The organism is Halorubrum sp. ASP1, assembly GCF_005435135.1.
GTDB classification, from domain to species: Archaea; Halobacteriota; Halobacteria; order Halobacteriales; family Haloferacaceae; genus Halorubrum; species Halorubrum tropicale.
This window is the reverse complement of the sequence record NZ_SGUA01000004.1, coordinates 150,421-177,268: the sequence shown is the minus strand read 5'-3', so window position 1 is coordinate 177,268 and position 26,848 is coordinate 150,421. Positions and strand designations below refer to the sequence as shown.

Below are 26,848 nucleotides of genomic sequence, written 5' to 3'. Positions count from 1 at the left end.
GGGTCGCCGACTACAGCGAGTGGCTGATCGCGTCGCCGCTCGCCCGGTCGAATAGGTGGACGTTGTCGCGGTCCAACACGACCTGAACGTCGTCGCCCTCGGAGATCGTCGTGTCGGGTTCGAGGTTGATCAGCAACTGCCCCTCGCCGCGGCCCTCGGCGCTCGCCTCCACGTCGCGGTCGAACAGGAGGTACGCGTTCACCTCCTTCCCGACCGGTTCGATCACGTCGACGACGGCGTCGAACGCCTTGGTCGGCGCGCCCGCCTCCCCGGCGTTTCGTTCGAGGTGAACGTCCTCCGGCCGGACGCCGACGGTGACGTTCTGGCCCGGCGAAACACCCTGTGCGTCGGGGTCGAACTCGATGTCGGTGTAAGTCGACTCGAACCCGTCTGCGACCGCCTCGCCCTCGATGAAGTTCATCGACGGCGATCCGATGAAGCCGGCGACGAAGCGGTTTGCGGGCTCGTTGTAGCACTCCAACGGCGGCGCCACCTGCTGGAGCACGCCGCTGTTGATCACCGCGATCCGGTCGGACATCGTCATCGCCTGTGCTTGGTCGTGTGTGACGTATATGATGGTCGTGTCCAGCTCGCGGTGGAGCCGCTGGAGCTGTGTGCGCATGTGGACGCGTAGCTCCGCGTCGAGGTTCGCCAGCGGCTCGTCCATCAGGAATGCGCCCGGGTTGCGGACGATGGCGCGAGCGATGGCGACGCGCTGGCGCTGCCCGCCGGACATCTCGCTCGGCATCCGTTCCATCATCCCCTCCAACTGGACGATGTCGGCCGCCTCCTCGACGCGCCGCTCGACTTCCTCCTGGTCGTACTTCCGGAGGCGGAGCCCGAAGGAGATGTTGTCGTACACGTCCATGTGCGGGAACAGCGCGATGTTCTGGAACACCATGGAGATCCCCCGGTCCTTCGGCGGCAGGTCCGTGACGTCGCGCCCACCGATCTCGATGCTCCCCTCCGTGGGGAGCGTGAGTCCGGCGATCGTCTCCATCGTGGTCGACTTGCCGCACCCGGAGGGGCCGACGAAGGTGACGAACTCGCCGTCCTCGATCTCCAGGTTCATGTCGTCGACTGCCGTTACGTCCTCGTATCGTTTCGTGATGCCCGATAGTTTGACTGATGCCATGGTTACTCCTTGACCGCCCCCGAGGTGAGTCCGCTCACGATCTTCTCCTGTGCGACGACGACGAGGATGGCCACCGGCAGGACCGCGACGATGCTGGCGGCCGCCATGAGGTTGTACAGCACCTCGAACTCGCCCTGGAACCGGAGGATGCCCTCCAGCATCGGCGCCCAGCTACCGGGGCGCCCGTCGGTCATCAGCGAGCTGAAGAAGTACTCGTTGTACACCGAGATGAACGTCAGCACGCCCGCGGTCGCGACGCCCGGCGCCGAGAGCGGCACGATCACGCGGAACAGCGCGCCGAGCCGCGTCGTCCCCTCGACCCGCGCGGCGTCCTCTAGCCCGTCCGGGATCTGCGAGTAGAACGTCATGAGGATGAATATCGACAGCGGCAAGAAGATCGCCGACAGCGGGATGAAGATCGCGTACGGCGTGTTGTACAGCGACCCGGCCGAGAGCAACGGCCGCAACACGTCGACGTTGGTGTTGAACAGCCGGTTCAGCGGGATGAAGAAGGCTGCCGGCGGGAAGAAGGACGTCACCAGCACCAGAAGCAGCATCGGCCGCCGGCCGCGGAACCGCAGGCGGCCGAACACGTAGCCGGCGAGGCTCCCGACGAGCAGCACCGCCACGGTCGCGATAGTGGCGATGAGGAAGCTGTTGAACACGTATCGGTGGAACGGGAGCGTGGTGAAGATTTCGATGAACGCCCCCGGGTTGAACCCCGCCGGGAGGAACACGCCGACCTCTGAGAGGTTGTTCCGCGGCGTCAGCGCGACGACCAGCAGCCAGTAGAACGGGAACAGCGTCGTGACGAGGAAAAAGAACGTCGCCACGTAGAACGCCATCCGGTACGCCCGCTGCGGGTTCGAGATCATCTTCGCGGCCCAGGCCTCGATCGGGCCGCGGTCGAGGTCGGGCTCCTCGCGGTCGGCCTGGTTCGCCATCTCGACGGTCGGGTCGTCGTCGCCCGTCGCGGGATCGGTCGCGCTCATGCGACACCCCCGCTGCTCCGACGGAGCGCGACCAGGTACGCGACCACGAACGCGCTGATGACGATCGCGGTCAGGAACGCGACCGCGGACGCGGTGGCCCAGCGGCGGCTCTCTTGGAGCGCGATGATCACGAGACAGGTCAGCGACGGCACCGTCTCACAGCCCGCGGTCGCGTCGATGAGCCCGTAGATCCGCATCGCGTCTAGCGTCCGGAACAGCATCGCGACTAGGAGTGCGGGCGCTACGAGCGGCAGCGTGATGTACTTGAACCGCTGCCACGGCGACGCGCCCGAGACCTTCGCGACGTCGTAGAGCCCGCGGTCGATGCTCTGAAGCCCCGCGAGGATGAGCAGCGCCATGAACGCGGTCGTCTTCCAGATGTCCGCGACGAGCACGATGAAGAACGAGTCCGTGCTGCTTGACAGCGGGTTGTCGCCGAACACGCCGAGCCACCTCATGAACTCGGTTCCCCAGCCGATGGTCGGGTTGAAAATGAGGAAGAAGATCATCCCCTGAATGACGATTGGGATGGCCCACGGAATGATGATCGCCACCCGGACCCACCGCCGCCCGTAGAAGTCTTGATCGATCACGAGCGCCTGTCCGAACCCGATCACCGTCTCGAAGACCACGCTCGCGATCGCGAACGCCAGCGTCGCCAAGAGCGCCTGTTGTAGGAACGGGGCGCCGAACTCCACGAACGGGAATCCGTCGGCGAGCGTCACCGAGATGAACTGCTGGGTGAACGGCGTCTCGCCCGTCAGCAGGTCCACGTAGTTACCGAGACCGATGAATTCCCCGAACGGCTCCGCGCCGGAGAGGGAGTTCGCGAGGAGCGAGAACCGGAACGTCGCGATGAGCGGGTAGAACGCGACGACCGCGAGCAGCAGAAACGCGGGAGCTAACAGCACGTACGCGTACACCTCCTCGGACTGCGTCTCCAGCCAGTTGAGCGGCCGGGCGAACACCGAACCGCCGTCGTCCGCCCGCGCGTCGGTTGCCATCTCGATCCCCCGTTACTCGGCCAGGTCTTCCTCGAGCGATTCGAGGGAACTTTCGAGGTCGGACATGGCCTGTTCGGGCGACTTCTCGCCCGCGTACGCGTCCGAGACCTGCGAAGCCACCTGGCTCTCCTGGTCGGGCCACGCGACGGTCACCGGCCGCGGAACCGTGTTCTGGCCGGAGACGGCCAGCGTGTCGAGGAAGTCGCCGAGCGCGCCGACCTCTTCGGGGTCGACGTTCTCGGTCACGGACGGGTCCGGGGGGAGGTACCCGCCCTCCGAGAAGTTGTTCACCATCACGTCCTCGTTGGCGAACGCCTCCAACACCTGGACCGCCTCGTCGAGCCGCTGGGTGTTCGGGTTGATGGTGAGGTGCCAGCCGCCGAGCGCGGCGGCGGGACCGCCCGTGCCCTCGTACATCCCCTCGCCGGACTCGACGCCGTACGGCAGCGGCATCACGTCGTAGTCCTCGGCGTCGAACTCCTCGGAGTCGAGGTTGAGCGGGATCGCGTACGGCCAGTTGCGGTGGAAGATCGCGTTCCCGGACGTGAACGGCTCGCGGGACGGCTCCTCGGTGAACGCCCGTAGGTCGCTGTTGGAGATCTGCGGGAAGTCCGGGTGCGCGTACTCGGCGTCCGGGCCCTCCATGAACGACCGCATCATGCGGATCGTGTTCAGGACCGGCTCGTCGGTCACGGTGATCGGGCGGTCGCCGATCGGTCCGAAGAGGTTCTCGTGGTCGCCGAAGTAGGCGCCGCCGAACGACGTTATCGTCTCGCTGAACGTACAGCAGGCCAGCCCCACGTAGTTGTCGGCCTGCGTGGTGTACCCGTAGTCGATCTCGTCCCCGTCGGGGCCGCCGTTCTGCTCCCACACGTCGGCGGCCACCTCGGCGAACTCCTCCCAGCTCAGGGGCTCGGTCGCCCAGTTGTCGCCCTCCGGGTCGTAGCCCGCCTCCTCGACGAGGTCCTTCCGGTAGTGCATCACCGGGTAGTCGGGGAACAGCGGCAGTCCGTACAGGTCGCCCGTCTCGGGGTCGCTGGCCGTGCTCACCGCGCTCTCGAGGTAGTTACCGTCGACATAATCGAGGGTGTCCGACGAGAGCTCCTCGCTCAGGTTCACCAGCTGGTCGCGCGCGATGAACGGGATCGTCCACCCCGAATCCATCATGAAGATGTCGGGGCTCGCGCGCCCGGCGTCGAGCGCCGACGTGAACTCGGAGCGCCGAGCGCCCGACTCGAAGTCGCCGGGGAGGATCTCGACTTCGATCGACTCGTCGAGCCCCGCCTCGTACAGGCTCTCGGTCACCGAGTCGGAGATTCCCTCCCACTCGCCGTCCATGGTGATCTGGATCGGCCCGTCGCCGCCACCGCCGCCGCCGCAGCCGGCGAGACCGACCGTCGCGCCCGTCGCGCCGGCCGCCTGTATGAACCGCCGCCGCGATACCCCCACACGCCCGCCGTCCTGACCGGAACTATTGTCTACCATTACAGCTGTTGTTATAAAATACACCCGTATATAACTATTGATGGCAATAGTAAGAGAAGTGATGTTTCGACGGTCGGTGGCGAGCCGCCGGAACGGCTTTGGGCCCCGAGCGTCGACTAGCGCGACGATGGGAACCACCGGGACGGTCGTGGGTCGACTCCGGGAGAGCGTGGCAAAGTGGCTCGAACAGGTGTTCTACGGCGGCGCGGAGCTGGCGGTGCTGTCGACGCCGGCGTTCGTCGTCGCGCTCGTCACGCAGAACCGGTACCCCGACGCGATCCCGATCGCCGGGCTCTTCGCGCTCGCCGCGGGGAGCCTCGGCCTCGCCGGGTTCCGGGCGGGCGTCGTCGACATCGGCGCCTGGCCCCGCCGGGGAGAACTGGTGACGCTGCCGCTCCGGACGCTGTACTTCAGTCTCGTCTTCTTCCTCGCGTCGATCGTGACGGGCGTGCTCGCAGTCGAGGCCGTCGGGTCGCTGTGGGTGGCGCCCCTCGGCGGGGTCGTCCAACTGTCCGGACTCGCCGCGTTCCCGACGGTCTACCGCGCGATCCACGGCGAGCCGGTCACCCGACCGGTGGTGAAGCGATGACCGACGCCGACGGCGACGAACGGGCCGCCGCTCGCCGCGTCCGGGAGGCGGTCGACGCCGTCTCGCGCCCCGAACACACCGGTGAGAATCGGTGTCTCCCCTGTGCGGCGGTCAACGCGCTCGGCGTGGCGGTCGTCGCGCTGCTCCTCGGACGGCGCCGGCGCGCGCTGGGGCTGCTCGCCGCGGTGGTCGGCGGCGCGGCGATCTGGCTTCGGGGGTACGCCGTCCCCGGTACGCCGCGGTTCGCGCCGCGGCTCGTCGAGCCGCTCCCCGTCGAGTTCGGCCCCGACCACGACGCGGTCGTCGACTCCGGTTCGGTCGCCGGGGTGACGAGCGGGCGGGCCGCGGCCGACGACGCGGACGGCGCCGGCGCTGACGAGGCGGCTGCGAACGACGAGCGCCCGGACGATCCGGCGGTCGACCGAGCGGATCCAGACGGGATCGACGACGGCGACGGTCCGAGCCCGGAGGCGACGATGGAGGCGCTACTCGACTCCGGAGCCCTCGTCGAAGAGGGCGAGACCCTCCGGCTGACGGACGACTTCCGAACCGCTCTCCGCGAGCGGATCGAGACGCTTCGGGCGTGTGGAGACGGGGAACTGGCCGAGCGCGCGGCCGCCGTCGCGGGCGAGGACGTCGAGGGATCGGTCCACGACGACCGGATCCTCCTCGACGGTCGGCGCGACGCGTGGCTCAGCCGGCCGATCGCGCTCGCGGAGACGGCCGTGGGGGAACTGCTCCGCGAGCGCGGTGTCGACCCGGCGGTCGCGCGGAGCGCCGCCCGACCGCTCCGCGCGTTCCTGGAAACCTGTCCCGACTGCGGCGGCCCGATCCGCGACACGACCCTCCGGAACTGCTGTGGCGGGCCCGGCGGCGTCAGCGGGAACCCGGAGCGATCGGTCCGGGCCTGCGCGGACTGCGACGCCGTGGTGTTCACGGAGCGATGACCGGCTGACCGGCGCTCGGCCCGTCGCGCGGCGACACTGATACGGTTCCTCCGTGCGAACCCTACGCATGGACACTATGGGAGCGGCTGCGCTCGGGTGGCGCCTCGCTGTGGCGGTGGTCGCGATCGCGGGCCCGACGGTGCTTTACCTCGGTCTCTGGCGGCTCTTGGAGCGACTCCGCGACGACGCGCTGATCGAGCGACTCGTCGCGCGCGGGGCGGTCGACCGGCCGCGGCCCGCGGCCGCGGACGTCCTCGCGGCCGCGATGTCGGGGGTCGACGGCCGGCGCTGCCCGGCGTGCGGCACCGTCGTGGTCGCCGGTGAGGCCGAGTGCCGGGGGTGCCGGCGGCCGATCGAGGGCGGCGAGTGAGCCGCGAACGGTCGAACGGTTCGGCCGCCCCGACCCTCGCTCGGGGTCGCGGCCGAGCGGCCCGTCCCGCGGTCGCCTGGGCCACCGGTTACGCCAGCGCGGCCGCCAGTTTCTCGATCGGGTGCGTCGGCTCCGGCACCTCGCCGGGGCCCTCCTCTAACTGCGTCCGACAGGAGGTGCCGGGCGCGACGAGGGCGTCGCCGCCGCTGGCGTCCACCTGTTCGAACAGCGCTTCGCCGATGGCCTTGCTCATCGAGTAGTGCTCGGCCTCGTAGCCGAACGAGCCCGCCATCCCGCAACACGACGAGTCGAGCGGGTCGACGCCGTAGCCGGCGCGCCGGAGGACGCCGACCGCGTGGTGGTCCTTCTTCGTCGCCTTCTGGTGGCAGTGACCGTGGTAGGTGAGCGACTCGGTGGGGGCGTCGAGGGCGAGTTCCTCGTCGAGCCGGTGGGCGTCGACGTACTCCATGACGCCGTAGGCGCTCTCGGAGACGGCGGCCACGTCGGCGTCGGGCACGTCGCTGGCGTCGCCGTCGAGCAGGTCGTGGTAGTCGGACTGGAGCATCACGGCGTCGGAGGGCTCGACGACGACCACGTCCCAGCCGTCGCGCACGTCCGGCGCGAGCGTCTCGACGGCGTCCCTCGCGGTCGCCCGCGACACGTCGAGCAGCCCCTTCGAGTGGGGCGGCCGCCCGCTGCCGTCCACGTCGGGAATCCGCACGTGGCAGTCGGCGGCCTCCAGCACGCGCACCGCGGCCTTCCCGGCGCCGGGATTCGTGTAGGTGGTGTACACGTCGGGGAAGAGGAGGACCTCGCGGGCGGCCTCGTCGCGGGGGACGCCCGCGCCGCCGCGCGCCTCGAACCAGTCGACGAGCGTCTCCGAGCGGAAGGTGGGCAGGTCGCGCTCCCTGGCGATGCCGAGCGCCTTCTCCGCGAGGAGGCCGCTCCCGGGAATCTTGTTCGGGAGGTTCGAGAGGGGGGCGAACCGCGAGGCGAGCGGCGCGAGCGACTCGAAGCGGCCGAGGAGTCGCGTGCGGAGGTCGACTCCGTGTTCCTGGTGGTGGGCGTGCTCGACCTCGGCCTTCAGCTTCGCCATGTCGACGCCGCTCGGGCAGTCCACCTTACAGCCCTTACAGCCGACGCAGAGGTCCATCACCTCGGTGACGAACTCGTCGTCCGTCGGGTCGTCGGGGAGCTCGCCGGAGATGGCCCCCCGGAGCATGTTCGCCCGCCCGCGGGTCGACTGGATCTCCTCGTCGGCGGCGCGGTAGGTGGGACACATCACGCCGCCGGTGGTGTCTTGGGGCCCGCGGCAGCCGCCGCAGCCGTGACAGAGCTCGACCATCCCCTGCATCCCGTTGTCCACCGCCCACTCCATCGCGGGGTCGAAGCCGGCGTCGTACTCGTAGTCGGCGTCGAACCGCAGGTTCTCGCGCATGTCGACCTCTCCGCAGACGTTCCCCGGATTGAGCAGCCAGTCGGGGTCGAACGCGGTCTTCAGGTCGCGGAACGCCTCCCAGAGGTCGTCGCCGTACAGCTTCCGGTTCCACTGGGTCCTGGCGCGGCCGTCGCCGTGCTCGCCGGACACCGAGCCGCCGAGCCGGACCACGGCGTCGGTGACGCGGTCGGCGATGTCGAGCATCGCCTCCACGTCGTCGACCTCCTTCGTGTTTATGAGCGGGCGGACGTGGAGGACGCCTGGGCCGGCGTGCGCGTAGAACGTCGCGAAGGTGTCGTTGTCCGCGAGGATCTCCTGGAACTCGCGGGTGTACTCGGGGAGGTGCTCCGGCGGGATGGCGCAGTCCTCGATGAAGGAGATGTGCTTCTCGTCGGTGGTCCGCGAGAGGAGGATCGGGAGGCCGGCCTTGCGCATCTTCCAGAAGCGGTCGCGCTTCTCCGGGTCGTGCGCCTCCATCGCGTGGGCCGCGCGGCGGGGGTGGCTCGTCGTCTCCGCGGCGCCCGCGCCCGGCTCGACCGCGGTGTCGACGCCCCCGTCCCCGTCGGCGGCGCCCACGCGGTCGGCGATGAGGTCCGCGACCTTCCGCTTCCCCTCGGCGTCGCTGTCGGCGTAGAACTCGACGAGGAGCGCGGAGTCGGTGCCGTCCGGGAGCATCGCGACCACGTCCTCGAACTCGGGCGTGTCGGCCGCGAGGCCGAGCAGCACGTCGTCCATCACCTCGACGGCGGCGGGGTCGTGTTCGAGACACGCCGCCACGTCCTCCATCGCGTCCAGCAGGTCGTCGTAGGTGAGCAGCGCCACCGCCTTCGTCTCGGGGACCTCGACGAGCGAGACGGTCGCCTCGGTGACCGTCGCGAGCGTCCCCTCGCTGCCGGCCATGAGCCGGGCGAGGTTGACGACGCCTTCCTCGCCGTACTCGCCGCGGTACTCGGCGAGCAGGCGGTCGAGGTTGTAGCCCGAGACGTTCCGCTTCAGCTCCGGGTAGCGCTCGTCGATCCGGTCGGCCTCCTCGTCGAGGACGCGGACGACCTCGGCGTGGATCCGGGGGAGCAGCTCGTCGGCGTCGGCGTCGGCGGACGCGCGGAGCTCCTCGACCGCGACCTCGCCGAACGTCGCCACGGTCCCGTCGGCGAGGACGACCTCGACCTCTTCGACGTAGTGGTCCGTCTTGCCGTACTTCAGCGAGTGCGAGCCGGTGGAGTTGTTGCCGATGGCGCCGCCGACCGCCGACTTGTCGCGCCACGCCGGGTCCGGCGCGAACTTCAGGCCGTCGCCCTCGACGGCGGCGTTGAGGTCGCCCACGTACGCGCCGGCCTGGACGCGGGCCGTCTCCGCGTCGGCGTCGGTCTCGATCACCGCGTCCATCTCGCCCGTGAGGTCGAGGACGACCGCCTCGTTGACGGTCTGGCCGGCGAGGGAGGTGCCGCCGCCGCGCGGGAGGACGGGGACCCCCTCCGCGAAGCAGTACTCGTGGACCGCCGCGACGTCCGCGGTCGACTCCGGGATCACGACGCCGATCGGCGTGACCTCGTACGCCGAGGCGTCGGTCGCGTACAGCCGCTTCGAGTAGTCGTCGAACCGCACGTCGCCGTCGACGCGGGCGTCGAGCGCGTCGACGAGCCCCGGTCGCGCCACGGAGCCGCCGGTGTAGTCGAAGTCCCCGCCGTCTGTCGGATCCGGCTCCGGCGTGTTTGTCGCCATGCGAGACTCTCACGGTCGAACCATGAAAAACCTCCTGCCGCCCGCGCGTGGCCGGAACTCGATGCGCCCGCGCGGCCGCGCCTGGTCACGCGGGCCGGTTCGCGTCTCCGAGAAGCGCCGCAACACCCTTATGTCGACCGGCGAAGTGACCACCATGTCGCTCGCAGACACGTCGACGTTCACGGGTCGACTCGACGACCTCGGCGTCGCGGTCTCGGCGGGGCCGTCCGCGGAGTGCGCGGCCATGGTCGAGGCGGCCGCGGGCGAGCCCGCGGTCGGGGTCCCGCTCGACCGGTCCGGGCCGGCCGCGTTCGCCGACTCGCCCGCGACCCTCCCGGAGCGGATCGAGACGGAGCCGACCACCGCCGACCTGCGCGGGGCGCACACCGGCGTCACGGCGGCGTCGCTGGGCGTCGCCGAGTACGGGAGCGTCGCGCTGGAGGCGGACGCGGCCGGCACGGAGCCGGTGAGCCTGTTCGTCGACCGCCACGTCGTCGTCCTCCGCGAGGCGGACCTGGTCCCCGACATGCCCGACGCCTTCGAGTGGCTCGGGCCGCGGGCGCGCGACGAGTCGGTCGACGTGGTGTTCGCGACCGGTCCGAGCGCGACGGCTGACATGGGCGGGCTCGTCCACGGCGCGCACGGGCCGAAGGAGGTCCACGTGGTGCTGCTCCGCGAGGACGACTCCGGGGAGGGGGAGCGATGAGCAGCGACGCCGACGCCGCGGGGACGGACGACGCGCGTCCCGCCGAGGCGCCGGGCGACCTCGACCGGGAGGCGAAGGCCGACCGGATCCGCGAGCTGCTGGCGACCGAGGGCGACGCGGTCGCGGCGAACACCCGCGGCTTCAACGAGGGACGCTACGAGTCGACCGCCCGCCTCGACGGCTACGAGGCGCTGAAAGACGAGGCGCGGGCGATCAAGGAGGACGCGATCGAGCGCCTCCCGACCCTCATCGACGAGGTGACGGAGACGGTGGAGGCCAACGGCGGGACGGTCTACCTCGCCGACGACGCGGCCGACGCGAACCGGTACGTCCGGGAGGTGGCGGCCGAGCGCGGCGCCGAGCGCGCGGTGAAGTCGAAGTCGATGACCTCCGAGGAGATCGAGGTGAACGACGCGCTCGCGGAGGACGGCGTCGAGGTCGTCGAGACGGACCTCGGCGAGTGGGTGCTCCAGCTGGCCGAGGAGGAGCCGTCGCACATCGTGGCGCCGGCGATCCACAAGTCCCGTGAGGCCATCGCCGAGCTGTTCGCGGAGCGGTTCGACCCCGACGACCCGCCCGAGACCGCCGAGGAGCTGACGATGTTCGCCCGCGAGCGGTTGGGCGAACTGATCGAGGACGCCGACCTCGGGATGACCGGTGCGAACTTCGTCGCCGCGGACTCGGGCACCATGCTCCTCGTGACGAGCGAGGGCAACGCCCGGAAGACGGTGACCGCGACCGACACGCACGTCGCGGTCGCGGGCGTCGAGAAGCTCGTCCCGACCGTCGAGGACTTCTCGCCGTTCGTCGAGCTGATCGGGCGCTCGGGGACCGGCCAGGACGTGACCTCCTACATCTCGACGCTGACGCCGCCGGTCGACTCGCCCGTGCCGGACTTCGCGGCCGACGAGGAACCCCTGGCCGACGGCTCCGGCGACGACCGCGAGTTCCACCTCGTGCTCATCGACAACGGGCGCCTGGCGATGCGCGACGACGAGACGCTGAAGGAGACGCTGTACTGCATCCGCTGTTCGGCCTGCTCGAACGCCTGCGGCAACTTCCAGAGCGTCGGCGGGCACGCCTTCGGCGGCGAGACCTACTCCGGCGGCATCGCGACGGGTTGGGAGGCGGGCATCGAGGGGCTCGACACCGCCGCCGAGTTCAACGACCTCTGTACCGGCTGCTCGCGCTGCGTCCCGGCCTGTCCGGTCGGCATCGACATCCCGTGGATCAACACCGCGGTCCGCGACCGGATCAACCGCGGCGAGGCCGACCCGAGCCAGCTCGACTGGGCGTTCGAGGAGCTCGTCCCCGACGAGGAGCCCGGCGGCCTCGACCTCGGCACGCGGCTCGTCGGCAACTACGCGACGCTTGCGAAGTGGGGGCACAAGACGGCGCCGGTCGCCAACCGGCTCGCGAACGTCGGCCCGCTGCGCGCGGTGGCCGAGCGGGTCGCCGGCATCGACCGCCGCCGCGACCTCCCCGCGTTCGCGCGCGAGTCGCTCGTGGAGTGGTTCGAGACCCGCGGCGGCCCCGCGGTCCCGGCCGACGAGGCGACCCGCGAAGCGGTCGTCTACCCCGACACCGCGACGAACTACGTCGACGTCGCGCGCGGCAAGGCGACCGTCAGGGCGCTGGAGGCGCTCGGCGTCCGCGTGCTGGTGCCCGACCTGCCCGGCAGCGGTCGCCCGCCGCTCTCGCAGGGGATGGTCGCGACCGCCGAGTCGGCCGCCGAGGACCTGTACGCCGGGCTCGCGCCCCACCTCGACGCCGGCCGCGACGTGGTCGTGATCGAGCCGAGCGACCTCGCGACGTTCCGCCGCGAGTACGAGCGCTTCCTCCCGGCCGACTCCCACGAGCGCCTCGCGGCCGCGAGCTACGACGCCATGGAGTACGTGTTCGGGCTGCTGGAGCACGGCGCCGACCCCGCGGCGCTGCGCGCGCCGAGCGAGGGGACCGGCCCGGTCGCGTCCGGGAAGCGGATCGCCTACCACCCGCACTGTCAGGCGCGCACGGTCGAGGTGGGCGAGTACGCGACCGCGACCTTCGAGCGGCTCGGCTACGACGTGCGCGTCTCCGACACCGAGTGTTGCGGGATGGCGGGGTCGTTCGGTTACAAGACGGACTACTACGAGCTGAGCGTCGACGTGGGCGAGCCCCTCGTCGAGCAGTTCGGCGGCACCGACCGCACCGTCGTCGCGGCCGGCACCTCCTGTACCGAACAGCTCGACGACCTCCTCGAGGCGTCGCCGCTCCACCCGATCGAAGTGATCGCGCCGCGGGAGTGACCTCCCCCACGGCCGCGCGGCTCCTCCCCCGCGTCCGACGCGCGTCGTTCGACAACGAACGCTTATTAGGCGCGCTCGTGACCGTATCGAGTATGAACGCAGCCCCGGAAGAGATCACGTCGCTCGTCGGCCGCGAGGTGTACTCCAGCAACGGCGTCTTCGTCGGCGAAATCGAGGACATCCAGCTCGACTTGGACGCCCGTGCCGTGACCGGCCTCGCGCTCGCCGAACTCAACCACGAACTGTTCGCCGGGCAGGTGAGCGGCTCGACGGGCGTCATCGTCCCGTACCGCTGGGTCCGCGCGGTCGGCGACGTCGTCCTGATCAACGACGTCATCGAGCGCTACGACGCCGGCGAGTCCGACGAGGAAGCGAGCGAGATCGCCGAGTCGCGGTAACCGGGTCGCGCCCGGGGAGCCCCGCCCGCCCGGCTCAGAACGGTAACGCGTCGCGCAGACTGGCGATCACGCCGCGCTCCTCGCGGCGCGCCTCGTCGAACACCGGGTAGAGCGCGTCGAGGAACGCCGTCTCGTTTTCGAACCGCTGTTTCGGCACGCGGTCCAGCGCGTCCGCGAGCGCGATCGACCGCCCCTGCGCGTCGTAGGGCACCTCCTGATCGCCGAGCGCGTCGCGGAGCTCCGCGACCGTCGCGGGGAACGACACGTCCGCCTCGTCGAGCCGGGCGTCGAGCGCGGCGATGCCGAACTCGATCGCCTCCGGTTCCTTCGTATCGCCGCCACCGGGTGGCCGTGCTGCCATTGCGACGGGATACTCCCTCCGACGGCTTGAAACCCCTGCTCTCGGCTCACTCCGGCACGGACTCCGTCGGCGGGACGGCGTCGACGACGGCGAGTTCGACCCCGTCCCCGGCCCGGTCGAAGGCGGCGACCGAGTCCGCGTCGTACGGCGGGACCGCGACGATCACCACGCCCGCGAGGTCGTCGGTGCGGGAGACGCCGAGGAACCCGTCCGGGTGCGAGAGGAACCGCGCGCCGCCCTCGCCCGCCGGCGTGCCGAGGTCGACGCCGAACACGGAGCTGACCGAGCTGCCCACCGACGGGAGCGTGAAGTGCGTCACCACCGGCGTCGCCGGGTCGAGCCCGAGGTCCGCCTCGAACTCCCCGGCGGGCGTCGCCGAGAGCCGGACGTTCACCTCCTCGGGGTCCTCGTCTGCCGCGCGCTCGCGCAGCACGGTCAACAGGTCGCGGGTGACGTAGATCACTGATCGCCCGTCGCTACGGGACGGATTGGCAAAAGGTCACGCACCGCTCGGCCGACGTCGTAGCCCCGGAAAGCCGCCTCGCCGCCGCGGGGGCCCTGAAAACCGCACCGGCGCCGCGGCACCGCCGTCCCCGCTCAGAACGGTAGCGCCGACGCGAGCGTCTTCGCGTACAGGCCGGGCGCCTTCGACCGGGAGTCCGAGAGGGCGTCCTCGACGGCGACGGCCGCACGCTCGTGGACGCCGACGCCGTGCCCGGTCAGGACGCGTTCGGGGTCGAGCCCCGAGAGGGCGGTCGTCGGCGGCGTGAGCCGCAGCATCGGGTGGACGCCGAGTCGCTCGCGGTCGCCCCGGAAGTACGACGCGGTGCCGAGCGACTCGGGGACGATGAGCGTCTCGCCGTCGAAGAGCCCGACCTCCTGCCACGGCGGCAGCGAGGAGTCGCGGATCCGGAACGCCTCGAAGCCCGTGTCGGCGAGCCGCGAGCCGAACCGCTCGACCTTGACGTCGGGGCCCAGCTCCTCGGCGACGCCCGTCATCCACTCGGGGACGTACACGGGAACGCCGTGGCGCGCGGCGACCTCGCCGCTGTCGCGCACGTGGCGGTCGAGCCCGACCACGACGCCGGCCACCTCGCCGAGGTCGTCGAGCAGCTCGTCGACGCCGGGCGCGTCGACCGGGTCGACCACCCACACGTCGGCCGCGCCCGTCTCCTCGTTGTCGACCGCGAACGCGTGGCTCGCGCGCTCCATCGTCTCGTCGGGGTACGCGATCCAGCCGACGCCGCCGTCGTAGCGATCGATCTCGTGGAGGTCCGGCTCGCCGCCTTTCATGCCCATACCGTGCGTTTGGGCCGAACGCTTGTTAATCGTTTGTAGTTCCTAAGCTCCCTTCCTCAAGGAATAAGCCAAAGGAATCTGTAGGGGAAGGGTTAGATCATCGCCATCTCTCTATTCATCAGACATGACCGGTCGGTAGAGTCAATTGATCGAAACACCTACCTATATAGATTGCATATAGATTGTTGTGGCTTCATTCACAATCGAGGGTGAGGAAGCTCTTGACCGAGAAGTGAAACCCTTCGGGAGTGGCGGTGCTCACATCACGATCCCGAAGCGGTGGCTTGGGGCAGACGTGAAAGTAGTCCGTACTTCTGACCCTACTGACCCTGAAGAGTAACGAATCATGAACTTCGCCTACAGGTTCCGGCTCAATCCAACGCCCAGCCAGCAGGAGCAACTAGCGTGGACGCTGGATACCTGTCGGCAAGTCCGTAATCACTTTCTCCACCGCATGAACCGTGTGGAGAACCCGACATACACGTCTGAACAGAATCGGCTTCCCGACCTCAAGGAGCGGTGGACCGAGCTTCAGGATATCAACTCGAAAGTCCTGCAGATGGTCGTCCGACGACTCTACACCGATCGCTCTAATCTCAGGAAAAAGAAAGAGAAGGGACACACGGTCGGGCAACTGAAATGGAAGGGCAAAGGGGATTACTACTCTTTTGAGTATAATCAATCTGGCTTCGAGCTCAAGAAAACGAGTGGCCAAGATCGGTTGTACCTCAACAAGATCGGCGACGTACCCGTTGTTGCCCACCGTGAGTTCCCAGACAACGCTCAGGTCAAAGGTGTTGTGGTCAAGCGCGAGCCGACCGGCAACTGGTACGCCTCACTCCAACTCGAAACTCCTGACGACCCACCTAAGAAACCTGATGAGTTGACAGAGACGGTCGGGATCGATGTCGGCATACTCAATTACGCAACCGACACCGACGGCACAGCTGTCGAGTCGCTTGACCTTTCAGATGAACGCGAACGGTTGGAACGTGCCCAGCGTGACCTCTCCCGAAAAGAACACGGGTCGAACAACTGGGAAGAGCAGCGCAAGACCGTCTCTCGGCGTCACGCCGACCTGAAACGGAAGCGCCGTGATTTTCTCCACAAGCTGTCGAACCACTACGCGAGTGAGTACGACCTCGTGGCTGTGGAAGACCTCGACACGAAGGTGTTGATCGAGCTCCCGGGGAACTCACGCAACCGTGCGGGTGCGGCATGGAGTATGTTCTTGCGTATGCTGGAATACAAATGCGAACGCGAAGGCACGTACTTCGTGGCTGTAGACCCGGCAGGAACGACCAAGGAGTGCGCTGCCTGCGGTGCCGAGACGGACAAGCCTTTGTGGGTCCGCGAACACTCCTGTCCCTCCTGTGGATTTACCGCCGATAGAGACTGGAACGCGGCATGGAACATTCTATCTCGCGGAATCAAGCAGTTAGGAGTGGGATGCTCCGAAACAACGCCTGCGGAGACTGCGCTCCCTACGGAGACCGATTCGGTCTCTGCAAAGTGCGTCGTGGAAACAGGAAGCCCCGAGCCACCGGAACGAGCCGTACCAGCGGCGAGTAAGTAGATTGGGGCAGTTCACGGCGTCTTCGTCGGCACGGCGTTCCGACGCCGGCTTGATCGTCGGTCGCTTACTTGTCGGACCGCTACTCCTCCGGCCACTTGATCGAACAGCCGCGCGAGGGCCGGTCCGGAACTTCGACCTCCTCGCCCGCGAGCACGGCGTCGACCGCGTCGCGGACGTAGCACTCGGTCGGCTCGTCGTCGGGGTTGAGCGCGTCGTCGAGGCGCCCGTGATACCGGAGCCGCCACGCGCCGTCCTCGCGGCCGAAGAGGAACGGGTCGGGCGTACAGACCGCGTCGTAGGCGGCCGCGACATCGCCGGTCTCGTCGCGGAGGTACGCGTCGTACGCGACCGTGCCGTCCGCGACGGCCTCGCGCATCGCCTCGAAGGAGTCCTCGGGGTACTCGTCGGCGTCGTTCGGGTTGATCCCGACGACCGAGAGGTCGTCGTACTCGGCCGCGAGCTCGTTCAAGAGATCGATCTTCGCCTTCGCGTACGGGCAGTGGTTACACGTGAAGACGACGAGCAGCGCGTCCGTCTCGAAGTCGTCGAGCGCGTGCGTCTCCCCGTCCGTGCCGGGCAGTTCGAAGTCGGGCGCGGCGTCGCCGCGGTCGAGTGCCGAGTCGGATTCCATCTGAACCATAACCGGATGTACGACCGGGAGCGGAAAAGGCGTTGCGCGGTCGCGGCTGTCGGTGCGGGCGCGGCCGGAGGGGCGATCCGTCGGCTCAGTACTCGATAGTCGCGGAGTAGCGGTTCAGTACAGCCACGAGCCCGGCGCCGACGAGCGCCGCGAGCGCGAACCGCGGCGCGGCCGCCCGCCACGACTCGCCGCTCTCGGCTAACCGCGCGGACACCTCCACGAGCGGCGCGCGCAGCGCGCCCACGACCAAACTCACGAGGAACGCGATCGTGGCGGCCCGCGCTCGCGACAGCGCGTAGCGAACGGCGTGCGCGATGGTGAAGAGGCCGCCGACGCCGCCGAGGAGAAACGCCGCCACCGGCGGCAGCGTCTCGACGACCGCGTCCGCGCCGTTCCCGAGCGCGGCCGCGCCGACGCCGTCGACGAACCGCGCGACGACGCCGGACATGTACTCGTACTGGCCGAGGACGATGAGCAGCAGCGAGCCCGAGATGCCCGGCAGCACCATCGCGCTGACGGCGACGCCCCCGGCGAGGAAGACGACCGGGAGCGGGCTGCCGAGCGCGGTCGTCGCGATGCCGGACGCGAGGAAGGCGAGCGCGAAGCCGGCGACCGCGGCGGCCTTCCGGCGCGCCGTCGAGAGGTCGACGTCGCCGAGCAGCACGGCCGCGCTCGCCGCGACCAGCCCGAAGAAGAACCCGTACGTCGCGACCGGTTGCGTCGCGAGCAGCCGGTTCACCGCGCTCAACACCGTCACCACCGCAGTCCCGATCCCGGCGCCCAACACGAGCAGGAAGGCGCCGTCGACCTCGCTGAACGCGGCCCGCGCGTCGGCGCGGCCGCCCGGTCGCACCCCGCCGAGCACGCGGCGCGCCCGGTCGGGGTCGACGGCGGTGACCGCCGCGATCAGCCGCTCGTAGATTCCGACGATGAGCGCGATGGTGCCGCCGGAGACGCCCGGGACGGCGTCGGCGCTGCCCATCGCGACGCCCTTCAGGTACAGCGTCGCCCAGTCGCGGAGGTCGGCCATCTGCTTGCCACAAACGGGGCCGCGGTAAAGAAGCGTGTGATCGGTCGGCCGCGTCGACGGCGGGCGCCGAGATCGCGGTCGGGTTCCGTGGTCAGTTCGGTACGGTCGCCGCCGTCGCGGTCGTCGCCGCCACCGGTTCGACGCCGGTCAGCGATCCGGCGTCGGTGGAGTTCGTCGAGTCCCCGCCGTCGCTCCCGCTATCGCCGTCGACCGGACACTCGGGGTCGCCGCTGGGACAGTCGATGATCCGCTCTTCGAGTTCGACCGTCGCCGCCGCGTTGTCGGCGCCGACGACCTGCCCCTCGGTCACCTCGACTTGCCCGAACCGCTCGGTGGTGTAGAGGTCGTCGTCGGTCGTCTGCTCGGTGGTGATGTTGTACGGGCCGGTCGCGCGGACGCTCGTGTTCGTGTACCCGTTCTCGGGACCGAACTCGTCGTACCCGGTCGTGGAGTACGGGAGCGTGAACGCGAAGTTCCCGTTGTCGTCCGCGGTCGCGTACTGCGTGTACTCGAACGTCTGCCCGTTCGGCTTCCGCAGCTCGACGGTCGCCTGGACCTCCTGGCCGGGCGCCGCGCCCGAGCCCTCGACAGTCGCGCCCGGCACGCGCTCGAACGTCTTGACGAAGTCGTCGCGGAACGCGCCGAACAGCGACTCGCCGAACGTCGCCCGGAGGTCGACGCCGAACTGCTGGGCGAGGACGCTCGCCTGCTGGGCGTACGGCGATCGGCCCGGCGCCTCCGTGGCGTGGACCAGCCGGTAGTGTTCTAAGGCGTCGAGCCGCTCGGAGGGGACGCCCATCACGCCGCCGACCTGCGCCGAGCCGTCCTCCTCGACGTACGACCGCGCGGCCGAGAGGTTGTCGAACGGACGGATCGCCTGCCCCTCGCTCGGGAGCACCTTGATCTCGATCTGCTCACCAGACTGGGTCTGTGCCGTCTGCGGCTGCCAGTCGACGACGACCGGCTGCGGCTCGACCGCGCTGCCGTAGTGCTGGTAGAGCCGGATCATCTGGCTCTCGTGGTAGCGCTGGGTGCGCGTCTGGAGCGCGGGGCGGAGCCCGCCCTGCTGGCCGTTCTGCCCCTGGACGCGCTGGTAGAGCAGTTCGTTGAAGTCGCGGACGGTTTCGTTGCCGCTGTAGAAGGTGACCGGGGCGTTGAACTTGGAGTTTGGCGACGCCATCTGCCAGTCGACCATCACGTAGCGGGTGTCGTTGCCCTCGGTGCTCTGACTTGCGAGGACATCGGCCGCTTCCTCTTCGCTCGGCGCGAGCAGGTAGTCGGCCGCTGCGCCCGCGTTCTGTTGGAACGGGTTGGCGTTCGGGATGCGCTCGGCGCGCGTGGTGATCCAGTGGCCGTAGTCCCACCACGACTGGACGCCGTAGGCGCCCTCGGGATACTCGAAGTCGCCGTCAGCCGGGCGCTCGTAGGTACCGTACAGCTCCATCGGGTTGTTCGCGCCCTCGAGTTCGCCCGGCTGGGGCGTCTCGTCGTTCATCCACTGGAGACTCTCGTCCCATTGGACGACGCTGCCCGGCTGGCTGGAGTTGCCCGCCTGCCAGACCGGGGTCGCGACACCGACGAGGGGGACAACGAGGATCGCGAGCACGGCGGCAACGGTGAGCACCTGCCACCCTTCGATCTCGCGGAGCGCGTCGAGCGAGGTGAGATCGAGCGCGTCGAGCGCGACCTGGAGGAAGTACGCCGTGCCGACCGCGATCACGACGGCGAGGTAGTAGTTGAATCGGACCTGCGTGAACGCGGCGCTGCCGATGAACGCCGCCCAGACGACGAAGTACAGCTCCTCGGCGTCGTACTCGACGAGCAGCGTCGCGCCGACGAGGAAGGCGGCGGCGATGAGCAGGCCGATCACCTGCCAGTCGACGCCGACGACGCCGCCGACCGCGCCGTACGCCTGCGGGACCGCGTAGACGGAGCCGACGACCGCGAGCGTGGCCGGGATGTACAGCGTGTGGTTGGTGTTGTCGGAACGGTAGAGCGGGCGCGCGAGGATGTAGAGGACCGCGGCGAGCGCGAGGAAGAAGGCGAGGCCGTACTGTGAGAGGACGAAGTTGGAGAAGGAGGCGCCCTGGAGGGGCGGTTGTGCCTCCCCGATGGTGCGGGCCCCGGCACTCGCGGAGAAGGCGACGGTGTTGAGCAGGCTGTCAATGACTGTCGACCACAGCGACGGAATCGCAAGCCAGATGATTCCCGCGGATGCGAGAATCAGCCCGCCGACCGCAGCAGGGTACGTGTCGGTGCCAAGGTCGCGGGCCTCCCACTGGCGTGCGAGCCACGCAAGGAATACAGCCCCGAGCGCCACGGCGAGCGGTACGAAGATTTGGAGCAGCGAGTACTCGCTCGGCGAAAACCCGAAGGTGTCAAACGGAATCACCTGCATCAGGCCCGCGACGGTCATTCCCACCGCCCCGGTGAACGCGACCGGCTCGGGGCTTTTCCCGTGGTAGGTGTCGCTCGTAAGCTTGATCGCAAGGAAGACACCTGTGAAGCCTGCAACCAAGATGCCCGGCTGCCAAGTCCACATATAAAGCCCGAGCGCGATGCCCGCGGCCGCAGCGTAGCCGACTGGCCGTTTGAGGGCATCCCAATCCTGGTCGACGACGAGCTCCCACACTGGCTTCTCGTCTTCCGCAACGCCGAGTGCGACGAGGAACGCGAGAATCGCGGTGCTCTGGAAGAAGACTTCGGCCGCGCTGTGGTCGGGGAACCCGACGAGGCTGTACCGGAGAAACGTCCCGGAGAACAGCGCCAGCGTCGCGGTGCCGACTAGTGCCGGGGCGCGGTCGACAAACTGCCGTGCGATGAAGTACGTCGGCACCGCAACGAGCGCGCCGATAATCGGCGCCATGACGAGCATGACTTCCTCCGTACTGCCCATGATCGGCCGGGCGATCCAGATCCCGACGGCCATGATGTGATCCCACAGCGTGCCGAACTGGCCAGCGTTCGTTCCAAAGGGGAAGCCGGTCCAGACGTCGTACGGGAGCGTACTTGGATAGTTCTCGAGGAGGTAGTTCGTTGTGCGGAGGTGATACCACGCGTCGTTGCCGCGGAAGTACACCTCACCGTTTTGGACGAAGTTCCCGTACGATCGCAGCCGCGTCCACAGCATGAACGCGAACACCCCGAGGAGGACGGGAACGTGATACCACCGCGCGAGGAGATCGGACGGGGACGAGTCCGATTCGTCCGGCGGATTGTTCGAATCGCTCATTATCCCATGGCACTGGCAAAACGCGCATAAGGCTTGTCATCTACCCGCGTCCGGCGCGCGTGTTCTAGTATTTCTCCCGCGAACACGTAATAGCCTCGAGGCGAGGCGGAAACCCTAAGCGCACGGGTCGAAAGCATTTCGATGTGAAGGTCTCGGTCGTCGTCTGTACGTACACGCTGGACATGTACGAGCACTTCCACGAGGCCGCCGACAGCGTCCTCGCACAGACGTACGACGACATTGAGCTCGTCGTGGTCGTCGACGGGACGCCCGAGGTGTACGACCGCGTCGTCGAGGACTACGGCGACCGCGAGGACACGGTAATCGCGTGTAACGAGGAGAACGTGGGACTGCTGGCGAGCCGGAACCGCGGCGCGGAGCTGGCGTCGGGGGACGTGGTCGCGTTCATTGACGACGACGCGGTAGCGGACGAAGCGTGGGCCGAGCGGCTGGTCCGCGCCTACGAGGAGGAAGACGCGATCGCGGCCGGGGGAAAGATGACGCCCGAGTGGGTCGCCGGGAAGCCATCGTTTCTGCCTGAGGAGTTCTATTGGCTGGTCGGCGTGACGCATCGCGGGTTTGCGGACGGCCCGGGTGAGGTCCGGAATACATTCGGTTCGAATATTTCGTTCCGCGCGGACGTATTCGCGGAGTTGGGCGGGTTCGACGTCAACATCGGCGGACGGAAGGGAGACAAGAACCTCCAGGGTGGAGAGACTGAGCTGTGTGCCCGGATGCGAGAGGAGTATGGACGGGGCGTGTGGTACGACCCGGAGGCCGAGGTGGCGCACAAGGTGTTTGAGTATCGAACTGAGTTCCGATGGCTTGTGGATAGGGCCTTTTGGCAGGGATATTCGAAGCGGGCGATGGAGTCGTTCGTCGATAGTGGGCGCAGGGAGGAGAGAACGTTTTTAAATCAAATAATACTCCATTCCGTTCCAGAGCGTCTGAGAAGTCTCATAATTGATCGCTCAGTTTCGGAATCTGAGCGTATATTCTGTATCTTCGTGTTCACGCTTGCGGTTGGCTTGGGTTATTTATACGCTATCATTGACTATCAGTAAAATCGGGTATCTTGGTAGCCGGTATGTAATGGCATAGATGAGATAGTAATGTCCTGACGGGGCTATCGCTGGTTTCTTGATTTAGTGGCTTATTTAAGCTACATGGACAAGCGCGTTGACGTTGCCGAACCGATTCTCGGCGATGAGGAGCGGGAGAACCTTGAGGAGGTTCTTGATTCTGGGCGTTTTTTACAAGGTCCATTTGTTGAGGAGTTTGAACAAAAATGGGCTGATCACGTGGGTACAAAACACGCAGTTGCCGTCAGTAACGGCACGACAGCAATTCAACTGTCTCTCAAAGCACTTGGAATAGAGCCGGGCGACGAGGTAATCGTTCCATCGCTAACTTTCGGATCGACGGCCACCGCTGTCGTTCACCAAGCCGGTGTCCCAGTGTTTGCGGATATTGACCGGGAAATCTACACTCTTGATCATACTGACCTCGAACGATGCGTCTCTGACGAGACATTCGCGATCATGCCCGTCCACTTGTACGGTCATCCTGCCGAAATGGACGAAATTAGGACATTTGCGGACAAACATGACTTATACGTTATCGAAGATGCCGCCCAAGCACATGGTGCGTCGTATAAAAACGATGTTGTTGGTTCGATCGGTGATGTAGGGTGCTTTTCATTTTATGCGACAAAGAACATAACAACCGGAGAGGGGGGCATCGTAACGACAGATAATGACGCTGTTGCAGAACAACTCCGAATGCTTAGGAGCCACGGAATGGCAAACCGTGACCAACACGTCACCCTCGGGTACAATTTCCGGATGAGTGAATTGAACGGGGCTATCGGAACGGCACAGGTCGATCGACTTGAACAGTTCAACAAACGTCGGAAGGATATCAGCGAGCGTCTACTTGATGAACTCGATGAACTGGACTGGCTGGAGCCAGCTACGGTGCGAAAATACGTCGAACACGCGTACTTTTGGGCACCATTTGAGGTGAAACCAGAAAAGATTGGAATGAGTGGAAAAGAAGTTTGGAGTGAGCTTCGTGAGATGGGGGTTGAAACACGACATAGATACAACATTCCGCTCTACGATCAACCGGTTTTCGAGCGACATCGTGGGTTTAACTCAAATTTCCCGTGGAGCGAGAACTCAAGTAACCACGACTATGATTTATCGCTTCCTAATGTAGAAGCGATTGTTGGGAATATGATCGGGCTACCGAATCATCCCAATCTTACGGAGGAGGAGATACAATTCGTTATCGAAACAGTTCGTGACTTCGAAGATTCGGTGTAATGGGGGTTGTCCAGTGATACCCGTCGATACGGTTGTATCGGTAACTGCGTTATTGGGGAACTGCCCAAAGGGAGCCATCAGTTAGAGCCGTTTAATCGGTGCTCTGGGGAGATGATGAACCAGACCCCCTCCACGGGAACGATCAGTTGAGAATTTGGAGGGTGATATTCGCCAAGTCAGGATCTCTTACACGCTGCTGAAGGATCAATACCGTGATTCATCTGGCAGGGATTGTCGGCGATCTTACTTTTACTGAAACGAAAAAGCAACACAAGTAGTCAACGTCGGGTCGGTGGGGTACAATATCCCTGGGAGGGAGATACAATCATGTGGATCACCGCGTACCACCGTGAAGAGGTTCACGAGCACGGACAGTACATACTTCTCGTGTTCTCTGGAGTAGTGGATTGGGCTATCTCTAAGCTGCGAGAGAGTACCGATCCGGCTACAGGAAAAGGTTCCGTGCTACTACAGGTAGCCGAGATCTTTGAGCCGTTCCTCAGTTTTGCTATCCATCGCCACGTCGGGTAGCGTCTCGTTGGTTACCCGTAGTTCCTCAATGTGCTTGACGATCCGGTCGCGGAACTCCTCGGCACGTTCGGGTTCGGCCTCGACGAGATTCTCTGTCTCCTCGGGATCGGCACGCAAGTCGTATAGTTCCTGCTCGTCGGTGGCCCGGTCCCAGATGAACTTCCAGTCGGTAGTCCGGATCGAGAGCTTGTGGTCGTCGTCGCTCCAAGTCTCGCTGATGACGTCGACGTCCTCGCCGGAACCGGCAGCGTCCAGAAGCGAGCGGCCCCGATAGGTGTCGGGCGTTGAGACGCCGGCTAGCTCGGTAACAGTTGGGGCGATGTCGAGTAACTCCACCTGTTCGTCCTGATGGCCGTCGGCCGGAACATCGGGACCTGCGACGACGACCGGGACGTGAAGCACCTCGTCGTACATCGTCGGGTTGTGGCTGAACTGCCCGTGTTCGAGGAACTCCTCGCCGTGGTCGGAGGTGACAACGACGATTGTCTCCTCGCCCTGCGCGTTCGCTGCCTCGATCAGCCGGCCAATCTGCTGGTCTGTGTATCTGATTTCGGCGTCGTAGAGGTCGGTCAGCGTCTGGAGTTCATCGTCGGTGATTTCACCGGGCTCTTCGAGCATTTTCCGCCGGAGCTGGATCGCCTCCCGTTCAGAAATATCTATGTCGATGCCGAGTTGCTCGCCGACCTCGGCGTGGGGTACATAGGGGTGATGGACATCCATATAGTGGACCCAGGTGAAAAAATCCCCGTCGGTCGACTCAATCCAATCGATGGTCTCGTCAGTGATCGTCTCAGCGTCTTTGTAGGTCTGGCCAACGTCGAGGCCGGCCTTCTCTTCGGTGGTGTCGTAGAGCCACTGAAGCGTCCGGTATACGAAGCCGTCGTCGTCGAGTTTTAGCTTCACGAACGCGCGGACCTTCGCCAGTAGCGACGGATCAGACTTGGAGTCATAGAAGTGATCGTATCCATGGTCGTAGTTGTAATCCCGCGAGAGCCAGAGGTTCGAGTGGAAGGCCGCGGTCTCGTAGTCGCCCTGTCTGACCGCCGAGGCGACAGTCGTCCGTCCGTCCGAGAGATACTCGAAGCCACCGTATTCTAGCGGATACGTCGATGTGATGATCGAGGGGAACGAGGCACGGGTCCAGTTCGCGTTGGCGTAGGCGTCAAAGGAGAGTCCATCGGCGGCGAGTGAATCGATAACCGGCGACGTGTCACGGTCGTAGCCGAAGTGCCCCAAGTGATCAGCTCGGAGCGAATCGACTGTCACTAGAACGATATTCGTCATACGACAGTGTCGGCAGAAACCCCGTAAATACCTGATGATCCGAAAGTGGCCGAGAGCCGTATCAGACAGCCGGGAGAGACACTGGCAGGTACTGGTCGACGACCTGGCGGATGTCCGGGTCCAGTAGGACCAGCACGGCGTAAATGCCGGCCCCAGTGAAGACGATGGCGAACAACGTAGGCAGTGTCAAGGGTGCGAGGACTGTCGTGAGGCTAGCGACTGAGAGCCCCATAACTGTAGCGCTAATGAGTTGCCAGGATACGCTTTTGATCGGCAACGAGAGGTCCAACAGTCCGCCGATAGAGATCCACTGGTAGAGTGTATCGAGGAGTTTCGAGGAGAACGTGGCAACGGCTGCACCGACGAGTCCGTAGGTCGGGATCAACACCAGGTTCAACACGATCGCCAGTGTTACGCCCACCAGCCGCGAGCGGAAGGGCACGTCCGCCCGGTCCATCCCGGTCAGTATCGAGTTACCGACCCGCTGGACCGACTCCACAGCCATGTATCCCGCGAGGATCGCCATCGGGATAGCGGCCTCGACGTACTCCGGCCTGTAGATCAGCCTGAGAATATCCTCGTTGAGGACGGTCAGCCCCACTAGCCCCGGGAGGGGGAAGATGAGCCCGAAGATGATCGACCCCGGCACGATCCGTTCGATTTCCTCGTAGTCGCCGTTGCTGGCCCACCGAGAGATTTTAGGGAAGATCGTCGTGTTAATCGCCATCGTGGCAATGATAAGCACTCGTGTCGTCTGCCAGGCCACCTCGTAGGAACTCACAGCGGCCTTAGTGAGGAAGACGCCGATCAAGAACGTGTCCAGCCAGAAGTAGATGAAGTTCGTCGGCCCGAAGAACATCGTGTACCGCGAAATACTAAACACCCGCTCGAAGTCTGATTTCGCGGGGATCGCCACCGACAGGTTTGATAACGGCAAGCCAACGACGAACGTGGCTGTAAACCCGATGATGACGCCGTACATCAGCCCCACCGGGCCGAAGCCGTACGTGATGAACCCGACACCAGCACCGACCCTGACGACGTCCTGAAGCAACTGAAGCAGGCCACTGGCTAGCACGCGGTCCTCGGCCTGTAGCGTCTTGATCACCAGGTCGGCGACAAGCCAGGTCGCGGTCGCTATCGCTAGCAATCCGGGGACGGTCGCGCCGATGTACTCCGAGATGGTGGGCTTGAACAGGTAGAAGGCAGCTGTCGCGAGAAGGCTTACCGAACCGATGACGGTCAGCGCGACTGTAAACAGTTCTGACTGACGCTCTCCCTCGCCGATCCGGCGGACCAGCGCCTGCCCCATCCCCAGGTTCCCGACCATCGTCGACACCTGAATGACAAGGAAAAACAAGAAGTAGATTCCCAGTTCCGACTGGGGAATCACCCGGGCGAAGTATACCAGCCCGAGGAAGCCGACGACCCTTGCCGTGATCTGGACCAAAAACAGGAGGATGCTCTCCCGCCCAGCGTCACCGTCGCTCATCC

Annotated in this window: 23 protein-coding genes; 10 read left to right on the top strand and 13 right to left on the bottom strand. The window is 66.4% G+C overall.

Annotation, left to right across the window (positions count from 1 at the left end):
* Positions 1-10 precede the first annotated feature (10 nt).
* The 4 genes from EXE48_RS07745 to EXE48_RS07730 are packed head-to-tail and all read right to left on the bottom strand — an operon-like array spanning position 11 to position 4,616.
* Entirely contained in the window at positions 11-1,135 is a 1,125-nt protein-coding gene (locus tag EXE48_RS07745) for an ABC transporter ATP-binding protein (protein WP_199236357.1), read from the bottom strand.
* Between the two features lie 2 nt (positions 1,136-1,137).
* On the bottom strand, positions 1,138-2,079 hold the full coding sequence (locus EXE48_RS07740; RefSeq protein ID WP_053772366.1) for a carbohydrate ABC transporter permease: 942 nt from the start codon (positions 2,077-2,079) through the stop codon (positions 1,138-1,140).
* Positions 2,080-2,123: 44 nt separating this feature from the next.
* On the bottom strand, positions 2,124-3,131 hold the full coding sequence (locus tag EXE48_RS07735) for a carbohydrate ABC transporter permease (protein ID WP_053772066.1): 1,008 nt from the start codon (positions 3,129-3,131) through the stop codon (positions 2,124-2,126).
* A 12-nt stretch (positions 3,132-3,143) separates the two neighbouring features.
* Positions 3,144-4,616, bottom strand: a complete 1,473-nt coding sequence (locus EXE48_RS07730) for an extracellular solute-binding protein (protein ID WP_082356871.1) — start codon at positions 4,614-4,616, stop codon at positions 3,144-3,146.
* Positions 4,617-4,743: 127 nt separating this feature from the next.
* On the opposite strand from EXE48_RS07730, the gene EXE48_RS07725 reads away from it, so the two are divergent.
* The 3 genes from EXE48_RS07725 to EXE48_RS07715 all read left to right on the top strand — a co-directional run bounded on the left by EXE48_RS07725 (position 4,744) and on the right by EXE48_RS07715 (position 6,522).
* Positions 4,744-5,205 (top strand): DUF8215 family protein, encoded by a 462-nt coding sequence (locus tag EXE48_RS07725; RefSeq protein WP_137707530.1) that lies wholly within the window; start codon positions 4,744-4,746, stop codon positions 5,203-5,205.
* Positions 5,202-6,152, top strand: a complete 951-nt coding sequence (locus tag EXE48_RS07720) for a DUF8054 domain-containing protein (RefSeq protein WP_137711152.1) — start codon at positions 5,202-5,204, stop codon at positions 6,150-6,152. The genes EXE48_RS07725 and EXE48_RS07720 overlap by 4 nt, the downstream gene beginning before the upstream one ends.
* 67 nt (positions 6,153-6,219) lie before the next feature.
* Complete coding sequence (locus tag EXE48_RS07715; protein WP_137711151.1) at positions 6,220-6,522, top strand: hypothetical protein; 303 nt, start codon at positions 6,220-6,222, stop codon at positions 6,520-6,522.
* 88 nt (positions 6,523-6,610) lie between these two features.
* Here EXE48_RS07715 and EXE48_RS07710 read toward each other — a convergent pair whose 3' ends face one another.
* Positions 6,611-9,682 carry an FAD-binding and (Fe-S)-binding domain-containing protein gene (locus tag EXE48_RS07710; protein ID WP_137707527.1) on the bottom strand — a complete coding sequence of 1,024 codons (3,072 nt, stop codon included), beginning with the start codon at positions 9,680-9,682 and terminating at the stop codon, positions 6,611-6,613.
* 154 nt (positions 9,683-9,836) lie between these two features.
* Here EXE48_RS07710 and EXE48_RS07705 point away from each other — a divergent pair, with 154 nt between their 5' ends.
* From EXE48_RS07705 to EXE48_RS07695, 3 genes are all read left to right on the top strand, one after another.
* The gene (locus tag EXE48_RS07705) at positions 9,837-10,388 is read left to right on the top strand and encodes an LUD domain-containing protein (RefSeq protein WP_137711150.1); all 552 of its coding nucleotides are present in this window, start codon (positions 9,837-9,839) and stop codon (positions 10,386-10,388) included.
* The gene (locus tag EXE48_RS07700) at positions 10,385-12,676 is read left to right on the top strand and encodes an LUD domain-containing protein (RefSeq protein ID WP_137711149.1); all 2,292 of its coding nucleotides are present in this window, start codon (positions 10,385-10,387) and stop codon (positions 12,674-12,676) included. The genes EXE48_RS07705 and EXE48_RS07700 overlap by 4 nt, the downstream gene beginning before the upstream one ends.
* Positions 12,677-12,768: 92 nt before the next feature.
* Positions 12,769-13,074, top strand: a complete 306-nt coding sequence (locus tag EXE48_RS07695; RefSeq protein ID WP_053772364.1) for a PRC-barrel domain-containing protein — start codon at positions 12,769-12,771, stop codon at positions 13,072-13,074.
* Between the two features lie 34 nt (positions 13,075-13,108).
* On the opposite strand, the gene EXE48_RS07690 is transcribed toward EXE48_RS07695, so the two are convergent.
* The 3 genes from EXE48_RS07690 to EXE48_RS07680 all read right to left on the bottom strand — a co-directional run bounded on the left by EXE48_RS07690 (position 13,109) and on the right by EXE48_RS07680 (position 14,728).
* Positions 13,109-13,435: a DUF5789 family protein gene (locus EXE48_RS07690; RefSeq protein ID WP_137711148.1), complete on the bottom strand. Its 327-nt coding sequence runs from the start codon at positions 13,433-13,435 to the stop codon at positions 13,109-13,111.
* Positions 13,436-13,481: 46 nt separating this feature from the next.
* Complete coding sequence (locus EXE48_RS07685; RefSeq protein ID WP_137711147.1) at positions 13,482-13,898, bottom strand: JAB/MPN domain protein-containing protein; 417 nt, start codon at positions 13,896-13,898, stop codon at positions 13,482-13,484.
* A gap of 134 nt (positions 13,899-14,032) precedes the next feature.
* Entirely contained in the window at positions 14,033-14,728 is a 696-nt protein-coding gene (locus EXE48_RS07680) for a hypothetical protein (RefSeq protein ID WP_137711219.1), read from the bottom strand.
* A 193-nt stretch (positions 14,729-14,921) separates the two neighbouring features.
* Between EXE48_RS07680 and EXE48_RS07675 the strand changes: the two genes are divergently transcribed.
* Together EXE48_RS07675 and EXE48_RS07670 are read left to right on the top strand one after the other, a co-directional pair.
* Positions 14,922-15,074 (top strand): DUF2080 family transposase-associated protein, encoded by a 153-nt coding sequence (locus tag EXE48_RS07675; protein ID WP_137711146.1) that lies wholly within the window; start codon positions 14,922-14,924, stop codon positions 15,072-15,074.
* 6 nt (positions 15,075-15,080) lie between these two features.
* Positions 15,081-16,310 carry an RNA-guided endonuclease InsQ/TnpB family protein gene (locus EXE48_RS07670; RefSeq protein ID WP_137711145.1) on the top strand — a complete coding sequence of 410 codons (1,230 nt, stop codon included), beginning with the start codon at positions 15,081-15,083 and terminating at the stop codon, positions 16,308-16,310.
* Between the two features lie 79 nt (positions 16,311-16,389).
* On the opposite strand, the gene EXE48_RS07665 is transcribed toward EXE48_RS07670, so the two are convergent.
* From EXE48_RS07665 to EXE48_RS07655, 3 genes are all read right to left on the bottom strand, one after another.
* Entirely contained in the window at positions 16,390-16,950 is a 561-nt protein-coding gene (locus tag EXE48_RS07665; protein ID WP_137711144.1) for a thioredoxin family protein, read from the bottom strand.
* Positions 16,951-17,035: 85 nt separating this feature from the next.
* Entirely contained in the window at positions 17,036-17,980 is a 945-nt protein-coding gene (locus tag EXE48_RS07660) for a DUF368 domain-containing protein (RefSeq protein WP_137711143.1), read from the bottom strand.
* A gap of 91 nt (positions 17,981-18,071) precedes the next feature.
* Positions 18,072-21,212, bottom strand: a complete 3,141-nt coding sequence (locus EXE48_RS07655) for an oligosaccharyl transferase, archaeosortase A system-associated (protein WP_137711142.1) — start codon at positions 21,210-21,212, stop codon at positions 18,072-18,074.
* 143 nt (positions 21,213-21,355) lie between these two features.
* On the opposite strand from EXE48_RS07655, the gene aglG reads away from it, so the two are divergent.
* Together aglG and EXE48_RS07645 are read left to right on the top strand one after the other, a co-directional pair.
* Positions 21,356-22,276 carry a glucosyl-dolichyl phosphate glucuronosyltransferase gene (gene aglG, locus EXE48_RS07650; RefSeq protein WP_137711141.1) on the top strand — a complete coding sequence of 307 codons (921 nt, stop codon included), beginning with the start codon at positions 21,356-21,358 and terminating at the stop codon, positions 22,274-22,276.
* Positions 22,277-22,378: 102 nt separating this feature from the next.
* Positions 22,379-23,539, top strand: a complete 1,161-nt coding sequence (locus EXE48_RS07645) for a DegT/DnrJ/EryC1/StrS family aminotransferase (protein WP_137711140.1) — start codon at positions 22,379-22,381, stop codon at positions 23,537-23,539.
* Between the two features lie 468 nt (positions 23,540-24,007).
* Here the strand turns inward: EXE48_RS07645 and EXE48_RS07640 are convergent, their stop codons facing one another.
* Together EXE48_RS07640 and EXE48_RS07635 are read right to left on the bottom strand one after the other, a co-directional pair.
* Positions 24,008-25,354 (bottom strand): sulfatase family protein, encoded by a 1,347-nt coding sequence (locus EXE48_RS07640; RefSeq protein WP_137711139.1) that lies wholly within the window; start codon positions 25,352-25,354, stop codon positions 24,008-24,010.
* A gap of 61 nt (positions 25,355-25,415) precedes the next feature.
* On the bottom strand, positions 25,416-26,846 hold the full coding sequence (locus EXE48_RS07635) for a flippase (protein ID WP_137711138.1): 1,431 nt from the start codon (positions 26,844-26,846) through the stop codon (positions 25,416-25,418).
* Positions 26,847-26,848: the final 2 nt, after the last annotated feature.

Coding starts and splice junctions, on each gene's coding strand:
- EXE48_RS07705 (WP_137711150.1), top strand. CDS start 9,837: ATGTCGCTCGCAGACACGTCGACGTTCACGGGTCGACTCGACGACCTC.
- EXE48_RS07680 (WP_137711219.1), bottom strand. CDS start 14,728: ATGAAAGGCGGCGAGCCGGACCTCCACGAGATCGATCGCTACGACGGC.
- EXE48_RS07715 (WP_137711151.1), top strand. CDS start 6,220: ATGGACACTATGGGAGCGGCTGCGCTCGGGTGGCGCCTCGCTGTGGCG.
- EXE48_RS07740 (WP_053772366.1), bottom strand. CDS start 2,079: ATGGCGAACCAGGCCGACCGCGAGGAGCCCGACCTCGACCGCGGCCCG.
- EXE48_RS07745 (WP_199236357.1), bottom strand. CDS start 1,135: ATGGCATCAGTCAAACTATCGGGCATCACGAAACGATACGAGGACGTA.
- EXE48_RS07735 (WP_053772066.1), bottom strand. CDS start 3,131: ATGGCAACCGACGCGCGGGCGGACGACGGCGGTTCGGTGTTCGCCCGG.
- EXE48_RS07655 (WP_137711142.1), bottom strand. CDS start 21,212: ATGAGCGATTCGAACAATCCGCCGGACGAATCGGACTCGTCCCCGTCC.
- EXE48_RS07725 (WP_137707530.1), top strand. CDS start 4,744: ATGGGAACCACCGGGACGGTCGTGGGTCGACTCCGGGAGAGCGTGGCA.
- EXE48_RS07690 (WP_137711148.1), bottom strand. CDS start 13,435: ATGGCAGCACGGCCACCCGGTGGCGGCGATACGAAGGAACCGGAGGCG.
- EXE48_RS07665 (WP_137711144.1), bottom strand. CDS start 16,950: ATGGTTCAGATGGAATCCGACTCGGCACTCGACCGCGGCGACGCCGCG.
- EXE48_RS07670 (WP_137711145.1), top strand. CDS start 15,081: ATGAACTTCGCCTACAGGTTCCGGCTCAATCCAACGCCCAGCCAGCAG.
- EXE48_RS07700 (WP_137711149.1), top strand. CDS start 10,385: ATGAGCAGCGACGCCGACGCCGCGGGGACGGACGACGCGCGTCCCGCC.
- EXE48_RS07640 (WP_137711139.1), bottom strand. CDS start 25,354: ATGACGAATATCGTTCTAGTGACAGTCGATTCGCTCCGAGCTGATCAC.
- EXE48_RS07730 (WP_082356871.1), bottom strand. CDS start 4,616: ATGGTAGACAATAGTTCCGGTCAGGACGGCGGGCGTGTGGGGGTATCG.
- EXE48_RS07695 (WP_053772364.1), top strand. CDS start 12,769: ATGAACGCAGCCCCGGAAGAGATCACGTCGCTCGTCGGCCGCGAGGTG.
- EXE48_RS07720 (WP_137711152.1), top strand. CDS start 5,202: ATGACCGACGCCGACGGCGACGAACGGGCCGCCGCTCGCCGCGTCCGG.
- EXE48_RS07710 (WP_137707527.1), bottom strand. CDS start 9,682: ATGGCGACAAACACGCCGGAGCCGGATCCGACAGACGGCGGGGACTTC.
- EXE48_RS07645 (WP_137711140.1), top strand. CDS start 22,379: ATGGACAAGCGCGTTGACGTTGCCGAACCGATTCTCGGCGATGAGGAG.
- EXE48_RS07635 (WP_137711138.1), bottom strand. CDS start 26,846: ATGAGCGACGGTGACGCTGGGCGGGAGAGCATCCTCCTGTTTTTGGTC.
- EXE48_RS07660 (WP_137711143.1), bottom strand. CDS start 17,980: ATGGCCGACCTCCGCGACTGGGCGACGCTGTACCTGAAGGGCGTCGCG.